Source organism: Dyadobacter sp. SG02 (genome assembly GCF_900109045.1).
GTDB lineage: Bacteria > Bacteroidota > Bacteroidia > Cytophagales > Spirosomataceae > Dyadobacter.
Map to the genome: position 1 here is coordinate 603,013 of NZ_FNYL01000001.1, position 13,088 is coordinate 616,100.

Genomic DNA, 13,088 nt, shown 5'->3' on the forward strand with positions numbered 1-13,088 from the left:
AAGCGGACGGAATAATCCGCCCGCTTTCCACGGCATAGGCCGTTTAATATTTATGCGTATTTCTCGCGGATCTGGAAAAGGACCCAGAAACCGATGATCCCGCCGATAATGAAGCCGATAATGCTCAACTGGATCAGATTGCTGATCAGGCCGATCAGCAGCGCGTAGTAAAGCAGGTTCCAGCCGGCTCTTTTGCGCGCTTTAAGTGGTGAAAACGCCATCAGGTACATCACCAGCGTTACAATGCCGAGTGCGATACCCACATAAGCATTGAATGCAATACCTGCTGAAAGCCCCCCAGCCCCTAAAACAGCACCACCTACACCCAACGCTGTGAGCAAGCCCAGCACCCCGAGAATGGAGAGCACCAGGATAATGTAAGGACCATACTGAACGAGAAATTCTTTGACGCTCTCGGAGAATGGTGGAAATTTTTGAAGGAAAATCGGTTCGAGTTCTTTCTCGAGAAGTAGTTTGGATTCCATAGATGGGGGATTTATTAGCTGAATTTCAAACAATTAATTCTTAAAACTAAAACAAAATCCAGGAACCCGATCCCCACGACCTAGTAAGCGTTCCAACTGTTTATTAAGCGGCCTTGCGCAACTTTTCTACCGACATCCAGCCGCTAATCTTCCGGGTAAGGTACATACACAAAACCCGAGAACTCGCCGATCAATGCGAACAGGCAGCAGAACTCTTCCGGATTCTTGTAGTTTTCCGTAAAAAGCAGCACCGATTCCGGCCCGATCAGCTTGCGGTCGACAAACTCCTGCATGTACGACGCCTTGTAAATATAGTTATTTGTCAGTTCTGACGCATCGATCAGCAGTACGCCCAATTCGAGCTCGTTGTTGGTTACCGCGAAAATCGGATATTCCGAAAAACCGCGTTTGCGAATCTGGTACGAGGCTTCTTTCAACTGGTCGGCGACCTTGATAAAATCCTGCGATATGTATCCCATCAGTTTCTGATTCAAATCCGGAGAATTTGCATCGTCCATCAGGGCATTTTCATTGCTATTGTTAATCATAATTAATAAATACTTTACATTCTGGCCGCCAGCAGCAACGTCAAATCCTTGTAACGCATGTTAAAGCTGCGGGCGATGTGGGAGTTGGTGAGCGTGCCTTTGTGGCAGTACACCCCTTTCATAAACCAACGATTGGCATAAATCATTTCCTCGATGCCCCCTATTGTGCCGGTTTGGAGTAAAAACGGCAAAAACACGTTGCTGAGCGCCGTACTCGCCGTGTGCGCCACGCGCGAAGGGATATTGGGTACGCAGTAGTGGATTACTTCATTGTATTTAAATATCGGGTTCTTATGCGTCGTCATCCGCGAAGTCTCGAACGACCCGCCCTGGTCGATGCTCACGTCGATGATCACCGAGCCGGGCTTCATTTTGGAGACCATTTCACGGGTTACCACCATGGGGCTCAGCCCGTTTTCGGCCCGCATCGTACCGATCACCACATCCGCCCGGCCGATGGCCTCCGCCAGCGTTTCGGACTCGATAATGGAGGTGTACAGATTTTGACCGATCGAATATTTGAGTCTTTGAAGGCGGTAAATGTGTTTGTCGAAAACCTTCACGTCCGCGCCTACGCTCAGGGCTGCACGCGTGGCGTATTCTGAAACCGTGCCCGCGCCCAGGATCACGATCTTGGTTGGTGGTACGCCTGTAATGCCGCCCAGAATAATGCCCCGGCCGCCATTCGGCGTCGAAAGATATTCGGCGGCGATAAGTAGCACCGTACTTCCGGCGATCTCGCCCATGGCCCGGATAATCGGCTTCCCTCCTACCTTGTCCTCGATCAGTTCATAGCCGATACCCGTTATTTTCAGTTCATTGAGTTTTTCAAAATATTGCTTTTCCAGCGCGGGCAGGTTGAGGGCCGAGATCAGCGTCGTTCCGGCCTTTACAAAACGAAACTCCTCCTCCACCAGCGGCTCCACTTTCAGGATTACATTGGCCTGGTACACCTCCTCGGGGCTTTGCACGATCTTCGCACCGGCCTCGCTGTATTCGTGGTCCGACAGGTTGGCGCCTTTACCGGCGTCCTTCTCCACCCATACCTCATGCCCGTTTCTGACCAGGATCCCCACCGCGTCGGGCGTAAGCGCAATGCGGTTTTCCTGCAACGAAACCTCCCTCGGCAAGCCGATATGCAGCGAATTCTGGTCCTTCCGGACCGCCATTAATGATTCCTGGGGGTACAGCACCGACTGCTTGGCGAGCTCTTCAAAACCGGTAATCTGAGGTTGTGGCATTGATTGGCAAAATGAAGTGTGAAACTGAACTGACTAAATGTGACCTCTTATACCTTGGTGACTTCCAATATTCTCATGCCACTTTCATCCGCTTCCAGATGCAGCCGCATATAATTCAGCGGCCAAAGGTTTTCAACCTTCCCCGGCCACTCGACAAAGCAGAAATCCCCCGAATCGAAATACTCCTCCACGCCCATGTCCAGGGCTTCTGTTTCGTCCTTAATCCTATAAAAATCAAAGTGATAGATTGTTGCGCCCCCCGCGTCATATTCATTCACCAGCGAGAAAGTGGGGCTTTGCACGTGGGTTGTAACCCCCAGATGGCTGCACAATGCTTTGATGAGCGTCGTTTTACCCGCTCCCATCTGTCCTTCGAAAAGCCAGACAGGCGTTTCCGCTCCAAGCTTCAAAAGTGCTTCGGATACATTTCCAAGCTCGTCGAGTTCTTTAAAACGAATAACCGTGGGCTGTCCAATCATGTTACAAAAATACACAATTTGGAAAAACCCGGTACAATTTTATGTGTCCGACTACATCATACTTTCCATTCTTTCCGCATGGGCCTGCCCAGTAGCTGGCTGGCCTTTTTATCCCCTTCGAAATCTTCTTTCACCGGGTCCCATTTCAGCGAACGGCCCAAGCCGTACGCGATATTGCCGATGTTGCAAACCGACGCCGTGCGGTGGCCGGTCTCCACGTCACATATAGGTGGCTTACGAGTGCGCATCGCATTCAGAAAGTCTTTATAATGATTGGTACTGACGTAAACCCCGGCGTCGCCTGCATTAAAAACCTTGTCTTTCAATGTTTCCGGTGTGGTTTTCAATTCACCACGGGCAACAAATACCTCCCCATCGGTACCTACGAAATGGCAATGCTGCTTGCCTTCCATCTGGCGATGGATCACCTCGACGCCATTGGCGTACTTGTACACCAAACCCTTTCCGGGCTCGGAATAAACCAGTTCCGTTGGGCCACTGGCGTCCATATTCAGTCCCCATTGGGCAATATCGAACATATGTGCGCCCCAGTCGGTCATTCCGCCACCGCCGAATTCGACGTAATCCCGCCATTTTGGCCAGAATTTCGCGTCCATAGCGGGCGCGAGTTCGTTGTTGTAGGGTCTTTCAATGGTATTAGGTCCCATCCACAGGTCCCAGTCGAGGCCTTCGGGCTTTGTCTCAGGCTGCAAATCCCACACTTTCGGTGGCCCGCCTACATTGACATACACCTTCTTAATGGTCCCGATCGCGCCGCTTCGCACCAACTGCACGGCTTTCGTGAATTCGGGCGCCGAGCGTTGCATACTTCCGGTCTGGAATACACGGTTATGTTTTCTGGCCGCATTCACCATGGCACGGCCTTCCTTAACCGTCAGTGAAAGTGGCTTTTCACAGTAAATATCCTTCCCCGCCTCCGCAGCACGGACGGCCATCGCCGCATGCCAGTGATCCGGCGCGGCGATTACCACGGCATCGATATCCTTTCTCGAAAGCAATTCCCTGAAATCCTTAATACCGGCTGCCGCCTTGTAACTACCTTCCCCCAGCTTTTCGGAGTACCATTTATTGGTAGCATTCACAAATGAGTCCTGCTTGACCGCATACACATCCGACGCCGCGATAATGCGTGTTTCCTGGGTATCGAGGAAGCGATTGCGTAAGCCGCCGGCCTGACGCCCGCAACCGATGAAGCCTAGCGAAATCATGTCGCTCGGCGCTCTGTATCCCCGCCCGAGCACGTGCCGCGGCACAATCATGAAGGTAGAAACAACAGCACCAGCTTTCAGGAAGTCGCGGCGGTTCAGGCGTTCGGTATTCATATTTTTTGAGGAATTTGTACTAATTGAATTTAAATTAAAGGCCGAAGTCAGTGATTCTACTGGATATCGGAGTCTTATATTCAATTACATTCAACTTCCTAAACCACAGCCATTATGATCAGACAACTACTGGGGTTTGCCCTGGCGATCACGTTGTCCGGGGGCGCCCAGCCTGCCGGAGCGCAAGTGACTCAGCGTAACATTCTAGCTCAGAAGTATACGCAAAGCGCATTTAGTGAGGCCCTCATTCCGCTTGATAAATGGGCACCTTACCCCAAAACGCCCGGGGAATGGCATAGCAAAACCGACCCGGCCGAACTCGCAAAAATCGTCAAAGCTGGCGAAGAAGCACTGGAAAAGCCTGTTCCAATGGTTACCGCAAGCCTTTTGCTCGATTTCACCCGCAGCGGCGACCGCGAACGGCACGCGGCGGCATCGTTCGGGCGGAGAAATCAGTTGATGAACCTCGTGCTTGCCGAAGCCGTGGAAGGCAAAGACCGGTTTATGGAGGCTATTCTGAACTCGGTATGGGCCATTTGCGAAGAGACTTACTGGGGTGTCCCCGCGCATTTGAGTGTGCAAAAAGCTAAAAACGGCCTGCCGGATGTACAGGACCCGACCGTAGACCTTTTCGGCGCTGAAACCGCTGGCGTATTAGCACTCACCGATTATTTCCTGGGCGCGAAACTGGATAAAATGTCCCCGCTCATCAGGCCGCGCATTTATTTTGAAACCAATAAAAAGATATTCGAACCACTGAAAGACGCCAAACGCTACACATGGCTGAGTACGACCAATCCGGTCAACAACTGGAACCCGTGGATTGTCTCTAACCTGCTCATCGCCGATCTTTTACTCGAAAAGGACACCCAAAAACGCAGCGAAAATGCCTATCAGTACATGGTGTTCCTCGACCGGTATTTCAACAGTCTCGGCGACGACGGCGGTTGCGACGAAGGCCCGAGCTACTGGTTCGCCGCGGGAGCCAGCGCATACGACGCCCTCGCAATCCTGGAAAGTGCTACAAAAGGGAAAGTCAATATTTACGACAATGAGCTGATCCGCAAAATGGCCGCTTATGTCTACAAAGTGCATATCGCCAACGACTATTTCGTCAACTTCGCCGACGCCGACCCGAAACTGAAACCAGACGGGTTAATGCTTTACCGTTTCGGAAAAGCTGTCAACGACCCCGAACTGACTGCCCTCGGAGAATGGGCTTACTGCCAGTTTGGTGCGGTAACCGGCGGCAACGGCTATCAGCGTCCGAGAAAAGTCTGGAACCTGCTTACTACTTCCGAGTTGAAGCAGGATCAGTCCAAAACTTACAAGCAAGTAGCGCAATCGTGGCTTTCGGACATTGAAGTACTCACCGCCCGCTCCGACAACGGCCTGTACCTCGCCACCCACGCCGGACACAATGCGGAAAGTCACAACCATAATGACGTCGGCGATTTCATTGTGTATGCCGATGGCGAGCCGGTGATCGTCGATGCCGGGCGCGGCAATTATACCGCACGAACGTTTTCATCGAAAAGATATGAGCTCTGGTTCACGCAATCGAAATACCATAACCTGCCGATTATCAACGGGATCGGACAGCCCGCCGGAAAGCAGTTCAATGCGCGAAATGTAAAAAGCAATATCTCCGAAAAGGAAGTTTCATTGGCCATGGACATCGCGCCCGCCTACCCGCAGGAGGCCGGCATACAAAACTGGAACCGGCTGGTAAAGCTCAATCGCAGCAAGAATGCGGTGGAAATCTCCGACGATTACGCCTTGAAACAGAAGCCCGACTCGTTGCAGCAAATATTCATGACCGTCTGCCAAGTCGACACCGGCACGCCGGGGAAAATTATCCTGACGACTTCTGGTAAAAAAACCGTTTCGCTCTCTTATGACCCCAAGAGCTGGACAGTTTCCACGGAGTTGCCTTCCACCGAAGGCATGGAATACAACAGTTTCAAAACCAAATGGGATGGCGCGCCGGTTACCCGCATTATTCTCACCAGCAAGGCATTGAAACCCAAAGGCAAACACAGTTTCATCATCACCAAATCCTGAACAGGCCTCATGAACTTATCCCGCAGAGATTTCCTCATTAACAGCGCCCTCGCCGGCAGCATTATCCCTTCGCTGGCACAAGAATCGTTCGCTAGCCCGGTCAACAGCGCACCAGGCGATCTGAAAGTCAATATTTTTTCCAAACACCTGCAATTCCTGAACTATCAGGATATGGCGGAGGTGGCCAAAGAGCTCGGTTTCGACGGTATCGACCTTACCGTGCGACCCAAGGGCCATGTTTTACCCGAAAAAGTAGAAACGGACCTTCCGCTGGCCGTGGAAGCGATGAAAAAGGTAGGACTGGCGCCGCAAATGTTCTGTACAGCCGTTGAAGACGCCGCCAATCCTGTTGACAAAAAACTGCTTGAAACAGCGGCTAAGCTGGGTTTCAAGTATTACCGCATGAATTGGTACAAATACAATGAGCAAAAAGCGATTCCCGAACAACTCGGCGAATTCAGTACTAAAATGGCTGGTTTGAGCCAGCTGAATGACAAACTGGGCATTCACGGCTGCTACCAGAACCATTCGGGCAGAATGGTGGGCGCGTCGATGTTCGAAATCTGGCAAATCCTTCAAAAAGCCAACCCGAAAACAATGGGCGCGCAATACGACATCCGCCACGCCACCGTCGAAGGTGGCCTTTCGTGGCAAACCGGCTTCAACCTGATCCGTCCGCATATCAAGACGATCGTGATCAAGGATTTTTATTGGGATAAAAACAGCAGCGGTAAATGGGCCGTGAAAAGCGTGCCGCTCGGCGAAGGAATGGTGGATTTCAAAACCTATTTCAAGCTGCTGAAAGACCTGAAAGTGGATGTACCGATCTGCCTCCACCTCGAATATCCGCTGGGCGGGGCCGATCAGGGGGCATTTCAGATTACTGTGGATAAAAAAGTGGTTTTCGATGCGATGAAGCGGGATTTACAAAAGCTGAAAGAACTCTGGGCAGCCGCTTAACAACCCGTACCCCATGAAACTAACGCCTATCCTCCTGCCGGCCTCGTTGGCCGCATTGTGCGGTTTTGTGATCAGCACGGATTCCACGGACCAGAACTGGCCGGAATACAATGGCAACGGCGCGCGCAGCCATTACTCCGCGCTGAACCAGATCACAAAGGATAATGTAACGCAGCTCAAAGTCGCATGGACGTACGCGTCCGGCGGTGCGGATACTGCGCGTAACCGCACGCAAATGCAATGCAACCCGATCGTGATCGACGGTATTCTGTACGGCGTGTCGGCAGGAACACAGGCATTTGCATTGAATGCGGCCACGGGACAGCAACTCTGGAAAACCAATATGACCGATAACGGCGGTACCACGAGCCGCGGCGTTACCTGGTGGTCGGACGGCAAAGAGAAACGCATCTTTTTCGGGGCCGGGAAATGGATTTATGCATTGAATGCTGCCGACGGCTCATTGATACCAACATTTGGGGAAAACGGGCGTATTAATCTGAAAACCGGCCTCGAACGCCCCGGCGCGGATGACTACATTACTCCGAATACACCCAACACTATTTACAAAAACCTGTTGATCACCGGTGCGCGCGTCAACGAAAGCGAAACCGCCCTTCTCGGGGACGTGCGTGCGTATGATGTGCGTACGGGAAGGCTCGTCTGGACGTTCCGTACCATTCCGGCTAAGGGCGAATTCGGAGCGAAAACCTGGCCTGCCAATGCGCGGGAGCATTTCGGCGGCGCCAACGCGTGGGCCGGTATGGCTGTCGACCGCGAGCGCGGCATTGTTTACATTCCCACCGGCTCGGCTGCTTATGATTTTTATGGTGGTAACCGGCCCGGTAACAACCTTTTTGCCAACTGCCTCATCGCTCTCGACGCCGCCACAGGCAAGCGCCTCTGGCATTACCAGCTCGTGCACCACGATATCTGGGACCGCGACCCGCCGTGTCCGCCCAACCTCGTGACCGTCACGCACAAGGGTAAGCGCGTGGACGCCGTCGTGCAGGTAACCAAACAAGGTTACGTATTCGTACTCGACCGCGTTAACGGCAAACCGTTGTTCCCGATCAAGGAAACCGCATTTAATTTTCCTGGGATTGAAGGCGAGAAAGTAAGCGCTACGCAGCCTATTCCTACATTACCAGTCCCATTTACACGCCAGACGTTCAATGCAGGTGATTTCAATGCATTCGTAGCCGACCGGGATTCGCTCGCAGACCTGCTTTCCAAAGCGAAAACCGGCAGCGCCTACATTCCGATCACTTCCAGCATGACCATCTTCTATCCGGGTACCGACGGCGGCGCACAATGGGGCGGCGCGGCAACCGACCCAAGTGGCGTCATATACGTACCAGCCAAAGAAATACCTGTTTATACTTCACTCATTAAAAAAGAAATCCCTAAAAACGCCGCCAGCGTCACCGGCGCACAATTGTATCAAATAAACTGCGCCGCCTGCCACGGGACCGACAAAATGGGCAACCACGACGGCTCCTACCCTTCGCTCGCTAACCTCGAAAAACGCCTGAAACCTGCACAAATAGAGGCTGTATTGCAGAATGGGCGCGGTATGATGCCTTCATTTACGCACATTTCAGAGGCCGAGCGAAAGTCGATTATCGCGTATCTAACCAATCAGGAAAAACAGGAAAGCATTACAATCGATTCAAAAACTCAGGTGCCCTACCAGCACACCGGATACAACCGCTGGTACGACCGAAACGGCTACCCGGTAAGTCAGCCGCCCTGGGGCACGTTGACTGCCGTTGATTTGAATACAGGCCAAAGAAAATGGCAGGTACCCCTGGGCGAATACAAGGAGCTAACCGCCAAAGGCATCCCGCCCACCGGTACCGATAACTACGGCGGCCCGCTCGTCACCGCAAGCGGCCTGATATTCATCGCCGGCAGCCGCGACGAGCAGTTCCGGGCATTTGACAAGGAGTCCGGTAAGATTTTGTGGCAGGCTGCATTGCCGGCCGCGGGTTACGCCTCCGCAAGCACCTATTCGGTGAATGGCAGGCAATATGTCGTCATAGCCTGTGGCGGAGGGAAGTTGAATACGAAGTCTGGGGATCGGTATGTGGCGTTTGCATTGCCTTGATGCGATTCCGGAAAATCTCCATTTTCTTCTCCCCGGTTGTCATGGCAAATGGCATTGATGCCAGTCAAATGTATGTCATCAAATCTCCAATCAATCCTAAACATCCTGCACGGGTTCCTTGTCCAGTTTTCGGGGAAGGTTACCTTTGTGACAAAGCAAAATTTAAAACTATGCCTTCAAAAATTCTCAATGTCGGTTTAATCGGTTTCGGTTTGTCGGGGCGGTATTTTCACTCGCCGTTCCTGAGTACCAATCCCAATTTCAAAATCAAAACGGTGGTCGAAAGGACCAAAAACGAGGCGCAGGAATTTGATCCCACGATCGGCAATGCGCGGTCGGTGGAGGAGTTGCTCAGCGACGAGGAAATCGACCTGGTTTTCATATGTACGCCCAACGACACACATTTCGAATATGCGATGGACGCCCTTCAAAACGGCAAGCACGTTGTGATCGAAAAGCCTTTTTCGGCTACGGAAGACGAAGCCCGCCAACTTGTGAAAGTAGCCAAAGAAAAAGGTCTGATATTGACCGCATACCAGAACCGCCGCTGGGATTCCGACTTCCTGACCATTCAAAAACTACTTGGCGAAGGCAAACTGGGTGATGTTATCGAATACGAATGCCGCTACGACCGCTACCGTGAGGCTGTTGCCGGGTCCTGGAAAGAACGAGCCGTACCTGTGGGCGGTAATGTTTACAACCTGGGCCCCCACTTGATCGACCAGGCCCTGGTACTGTTCGGCGAGCCGCAAACGGTTACCGCGGATATTCGCATCGTCCGCCCGAACAGCGAAATCGACGACTATTTCGATATTCGCCTGGGATATGCCGATAAATCGGTGATCGTGAAATCGAGCCTGATGGTGTATGAAAACCATTTGCGCTACGTATTGCACGGCACGAAAGGCTCATTTATCAAAGGAGGCCTGGATCCCCAGGAAGAAACTTTACGCAAAAATGTGCTACCTACCGAAAAACCGTGGGGCGTAGAACCGGAAGATCGCTGGGGCAAATTATACAGCGAAGCATTCTCAGGCATTGTGAAAAGCGAAGCGGGTGATTATGCGCCGTTCTACCAAAACGTCTACGACGCGATCGTGCATGGCGCGGAGCTGGCCGTAAAGCCGGAAGAGGTTTTACGCACGTGCCGCGTAATCGACCTGGCATTCCAAAGCAGCAACGAGAAGAAAGTATTGGCTTATTAAACAGCCATTTTGAAATAGCAAAAGGCAGTCGGGAAGATCCCGACTGCCTTTTTTAGTGCCCGATTGAGGCTTAAATTATTTGATAACCGCTGTTACCTGACGTTTTGTTTCAGTCGAGATCGCAAATGGCTTTGTAGAAATTTCGCTGCCATTGTTGATGATGAAGCTGTAATTTCCGTCTGCCAGGTTCGACAAGTCGAAGATCTTAGTGTAGGTTTCAGACTTAGGGATCGATGTGCTGTAAACGATTGTTCCTGTGTAGTCTTTAATAACCAGTGAAGATCTTTCTTTTACATTTTCAAGAGACAATTTGAATTTCAATTCTGCACCTGAAACCAGCTCGATAGAAGCGTTGTTTTCTTTTACTTTGTCAGCAGCGATTGAAAGATTTGCAGTTGATACTCCCACCAAAACTGCGATAGCCAAGATAGTCTTTTTCATTTTATTCTTAATGTTTAAGGTCTGAATCAATGTTACCAATTGTACTTTTCGGACATTTAACCGATCAAGTTCTCTGAGCAGCTTTGCGTTTCCGTCTTTTGCTCTTTGGACAATACAAAGATACCCAACATTGTGATTAAAAGTCAATAAGGCCGATTTAGACGAGTCAAAGTTCTTTTTTCAATGATATGTAAATATTGAAATAATCCTATGATTATAGGAAAAGTACAGCAAGTCGTTTGAAATTTGCCAGTTCCATTAGAAAAGTACAAATTAAATATTTTGCACTATTTTAATATATTTAAATAGTATACTCAGTTAGTGGGTTTTGCCGCGAAGAACTCTGCCGCTGCGGCGGGCCGTGAATGAGCACGAAGCCATTGAATTCGTGACGCTTTGTGTCTTCAAGGCAAAAAATATTGTTGCCTGTTAAAGTATTTCCGGCTCCCGGCCGTCTGCCCATTTATCATAGCTTAAAAGTCCGTTTGTCGCAGAAAAAGCCAAATATCATCCAGACCGTCGCATCCTATGGCAAGCAGTTGCTGGGGTTCATCCGGCAGCGCGTGAATACCGATGAGGATGCGGAGGACATTTTGCAGGACGTATGGTACCAGCTGAGCACCGTGCCGGAGATTGAGGCGATAGAGCAGATGAGCAGCTGGCTATATCGCGTGGCCCGCAACCGGATCATCGATAAATACCGCAAACAAAAGCCCGAATCGCTGGAAGATTTCGGTTACGAAGACGAGGATGGCGAGTTTCATTTCAAGGACATCCTGCTTGCCGATGACAATACGCCCGAATCCGCATATCTGAAAGATCTCTTTTGGGAGCAACTGAACATTGCCCTGGACGAACTTCCCGAAAACCAGCGGCAGGTGTTTATCTGGAACGAACTCGAAGACCAGACGTTCCAGGAGATCGCGGACCGTACCGGAGAAAATATCAAAACCTTAATATCCCGAAAGCGCTACGCAGTCCGCCATCTTCGTGAACGGCTCGAAAGCGTGTACCGGGAGTTTGTAAATTATTAAATTTGTTGACCATGATGAACCCGCAAAACAGAGTTAGGAGATTTCGGCTTGCGCTACCGGTTTTTGTCCTGATCGCAGCCCTCGGCCTCGGAGCAATTGTGCAATGGCTCTGGAACGCCATTCTGCCCGCCGCCGCCAACTTTAACACCATCACCTACTGGCAAGCGGTAGGTTTGTTTGTTTTGTGCAAAATACTTTTCGGCGGCTTCCGGGGAGGGCCTGGCCACCACCGGCATCCCGGCAAATGGCAGCGTTTCAACCGGCACTTCGGTCGCGGGGGGCGCGAGGAGATTATGGCGTGGAAAAACAAATGGATGCAAATGACCGACGAGGAACGCCGCCGCTTCCGCCAGGAAATGCGCAACCGCTGGAGAAAACCACCGGAAAATATTTAAAGTAATTTCTTCACTTGCACGTCTGCAATGATGTAGCCGCAAACGGCGAACGATTATTCATCAAAACCAGACAAGATCATGTTCATCGTCATTCTAAAATCCATTGGGGCCGCCGTCCTGGCAGGCTTGTTCCTGCTCGCGCTGCCGTTCCTGATATTCAAGGCCATATTTTTCTTCCTTTTCGTCGGGCTGATTTTCAGGCTGTTTGCAGGAAGAAGGCGCTTCCGCAGATGGCGCCATTACCATTCGGGCTATTATGGCTATCCGGAGGCAGGTTTCGGCAACCCGCAGCGGGAATACCTGGCCGATCCGCTGGGTCCGATGCCCCAAAAAGTTTAAACAATCCATTCATCCAACAAACAATCAAATACCATGTGTGATAACAGATTCGGACGTCGTGGCTTTGGCATGCGCCACGACCATTATGGCAGGCATTTCGGCCCGCAGCGCGATTTCCGCGTACCCGTGAACATCGTCAGAAACGACGGCAATTACGAAATGCTCATCTTCGCGCCCGACCGCGACAAGGAAGATTTCAAAATCAATGTGCAGGGATTGGAGCTTACCATTTCCTATGAGCTGAAAGACAATCTAAGCGAAAAGCGCAACTGGATCAGGCAGGAGTTCAGCAAGAGCTCGTTTCAGCGGACGTTTATGATCGACAACACCGTCGATACCGAAAACATCAGCGCCCAATATGTGAATGGCATCCTGCAATTGACGCTGCCGATCATACCCGGCGCGGAACGGACCGCACAGGAGATCAATGTAAACTAAGTTATT

Annotated in this window: 14 protein-coding genes; 8 read left to right on the forward strand and 6 right to left on the reverse strand. The window is 51.2% G+C overall.

Going from position 1 to position 13,088, the window contains the following annotated elements; genetic code table 11:
* Positions 1-50 precede the first annotated feature (50 nt).
* The 5 genes from BMW93_RS02570 to BMW93_RS02590 all read right to left on the reverse strand — a co-directional run bounded on the left by BMW93_RS02570 (position 51) and on the right by BMW93_RS02590 (position 4,096).
* The gene (locus tag BMW93_RS02570) at positions 51-485 is read right to left on the reverse strand and encodes a hypothetical protein (protein ID WP_090373609.1); all 435 of its coding nucleotides are present in this window, start codon (positions 483-485) and stop codon (positions 51-53) included.
* Between the two features lie 143 nt (positions 486-628).
* Positions 629-1,033 carry a hypothetical protein gene (locus BMW93_RS02575; RefSeq protein ID WP_090373610.1) on the reverse strand — a complete coding sequence of 135 codons (405 nt, stop codon included), beginning with the start codon at positions 1,031-1,033 and terminating at the stop codon, positions 629-631.
* 14 nt (positions 1,034-1,047) lie between these two features.
* A complete protein-coding gene (locus BMW93_RS02580) occupies positions 1,048-2,274 on the reverse strand; it encodes an alanine dehydrogenase (RefSeq protein ID WP_090373611.1) in 1,227 nt (408 codons plus the stop codon).
* 47 nt (positions 2,275-2,321) lie between these two features.
* Complete coding sequence (gene tsaE / locus BMW93_RS02585; protein ID WP_090373612.1) at positions 2,322-2,753, reverse strand: tRNA (adenosine(37)-N6)-threonylcarbamoyltransferase complex ATPase subunit type 1 TsaE; 432 nt, start codon at positions 2,751-2,753, stop codon at positions 2,322-2,324.
* A gap of 56 nt (positions 2,754-2,809) precedes the next feature.
* Complete coding sequence (locus tag BMW93_RS02590; RefSeq protein ID WP_090373613.1) at positions 2,810-4,096, reverse strand: Gfo/Idh/MocA family protein; 1,287 nt, start codon at positions 4,094-4,096, stop codon at positions 2,810-2,812.
* Positions 4,097-4,210: 114 nt separating this feature from the next.
* Between BMW93_RS02590 and BMW93_RS02595 the strand changes: the two genes are divergently transcribed.
* The 4 genes from BMW93_RS02595 to BMW93_RS02610 all read left to right on the forward strand — a co-directional run bounded on the left by BMW93_RS02595 (position 4,211) and on the right by BMW93_RS02610 (position 10,435).
* Positions 4,211-6,160 carry a heparinase II/III family protein gene (locus BMW93_RS02595; RefSeq protein WP_090373614.1) on the forward strand — a complete coding sequence of 650 codons (1,950 nt, stop codon included), beginning with the start codon at positions 4,211-4,213 and terminating at the stop codon, positions 6,158-6,160.
* 9 nt (positions 6,161-6,169) lie between these two features.
* Positions 6,170-7,120, forward strand: coding sequence for a sugar phosphate isomerase/epimerase (locus BMW93_RS02600; RefSeq protein ID WP_090373615.1), 951 nt, complete (start codon positions 6,170-6,172; stop codon positions 7,118-7,120).
* A gap of 13 nt (positions 7,121-7,133) precedes the next feature.
* Positions 7,134-9,230, forward strand: a complete 2,097-nt coding sequence (locus BMW93_RS02605) for a PQQ-binding-like beta-propeller repeat protein (RefSeq protein WP_090373616.1) — start codon at positions 7,134-7,136, stop codon at positions 9,228-9,230.
* Between the two features lie 170 nt (positions 9,231-9,400).
* Positions 9,401-10,435, forward strand: coding sequence for a Gfo/Idh/MocA family oxidoreductase (locus BMW93_RS02610; protein WP_090373617.1), 1,035 nt, complete (start codon positions 9,401-9,403; stop codon positions 10,433-10,435).
* Positions 10,436-10,510: 75 nt separating this feature from the next.
* Here BMW93_RS02610 and BMW93_RS02615 read toward each other — a convergent pair whose 3' ends face one another.
* On the reverse strand, positions 10,511-10,876 hold the full coding sequence (locus BMW93_RS02615) for a hypothetical protein (RefSeq protein WP_090373874.1): 366 nt from the start codon (positions 10,874-10,876) through the stop codon (positions 10,511-10,513).
* A 485-nt stretch (positions 10,877-11,361) separates the two neighbouring features.
* Between BMW93_RS02615 and BMW93_RS02620 the strand changes: the two genes are divergently transcribed.
* The 4 genes from BMW93_RS02620 (at position 11,362) to BMW93_RS02635 (ending at position 13,082) form a co-directional block, all read left to right on the forward strand.
* On the forward strand, positions 11,362-11,910 hold the full coding sequence (locus BMW93_RS02620; protein WP_090373618.1) for an RNA polymerase sigma factor: 549 nt from the start codon (positions 11,362-11,364) through the stop codon (positions 11,908-11,910).
* A gap of 11 nt (positions 11,911-11,921) precedes the next feature.
* On the forward strand, positions 11,922-12,305 hold the full coding sequence (locus BMW93_RS02625) for a hypothetical protein (protein ID WP_090373619.1): 384 nt from the start codon (positions 11,922-11,924) through the stop codon (positions 12,303-12,305).
* 78 nt (positions 12,306-12,383) lie between these two features.
* Complete coding sequence (locus BMW93_RS02630; RefSeq protein ID WP_090373620.1) at positions 12,384-12,644, forward strand: hypothetical protein; 261 nt, start codon at positions 12,384-12,386, stop codon at positions 12,642-12,644.
* Positions 12,645-12,677: 33 nt separating this feature from the next.
* The gene (locus tag BMW93_RS02635; protein ID WP_090373621.1) at positions 12,678-13,082 is read left to right on the forward strand and encodes an Hsp20/alpha crystallin family protein; all 405 of its coding nucleotides are present in this window, start codon (positions 12,678-12,680) and stop codon (positions 13,080-13,082) included.
* Positions 13,083-13,088 lie beyond the last annotated feature (6 nt).

Coding starts and splice junctions, on each gene's coding strand:
- BMW93_RS02570 (WP_090373609.1), bottom strand. CDS start 485: ATGGAATCCAAACTACTTCTCGAGAAAGAACTCGAACCGATTTTCCTT.
- BMW93_RS02575 (WP_090373610.1), bottom strand. CDS start 1,033: ATGATTAACAATAGCAATGAAAATGCCCTGATGGACGATGCAAATTCT.
- BMW93_RS02580 (WP_090373611.1), bottom strand. CDS start 2,274: ATGCCACAACCTCAGATTACCGGTTTTGAAGAGCTCGCCAAGCAGTCG.
- tsaE (WP_090373612.1), bottom strand. CDS start 2,753: ATGATTGGACAGCCCACGGTTATTCGTTTTAAAGAACTCGACGAGCTT.
- BMW93_RS02590 (WP_090373613.1), bottom strand. CDS start 4,096: ATGAATACCGAACGCCTGAACCGCCGCGACTTCCTGAAAGCTGGTGCT.
- BMW93_RS02595 (WP_090373614.1), top strand. CDS start 4,211: ATGATCAGACAACTACTGGGGTTTGCCCTGGCGATCACGTTGTCCGGG.
- BMW93_RS02600 (WP_090373615.1), top strand. CDS start 6,170: ATGAACTTATCCCGCAGAGATTTCCTCATTAACAGCGCCCTCGCCGGC.
- BMW93_RS02605 (WP_090373616.1), top strand. CDS start 7,134: ATGAAACTAACGCCTATCCTCCTGCCGGCCTCGTTGGCCGCATTGTGC.
- BMW93_RS02610 (WP_090373617.1), top strand. CDS start 9,401: ATGCCTTCAAAAATTCTCAATGTCGGTTTAATCGGTTTCGGTTTGTCG.
- BMW93_RS02615 (WP_090373874.1), bottom strand. CDS start 10,876: ATGAAAAAGACTATCTTGGCTATCGCAGTTTTGGTGGGAGTATCAACT.
- BMW93_RS02625 (WP_090373619.1), top strand. CDS start 11,922: ATGATGAACCCGCAAAACAGAGTTAGGAGATTTCGGCTTGCGCTACCG.
- BMW93_RS02630 (WP_090373620.1), top strand. CDS start 12,384: ATGTTCATCGTCATTCTAAAATCCATTGGGGCCGCCGTCCTGGCAGGC.
- BMW93_RS02635 (WP_090373621.1), top strand. CDS start 12,678: ATGTGTGATAACAGATTCGGACGTCGTGGCTTTGGCATGCGCCACGAC.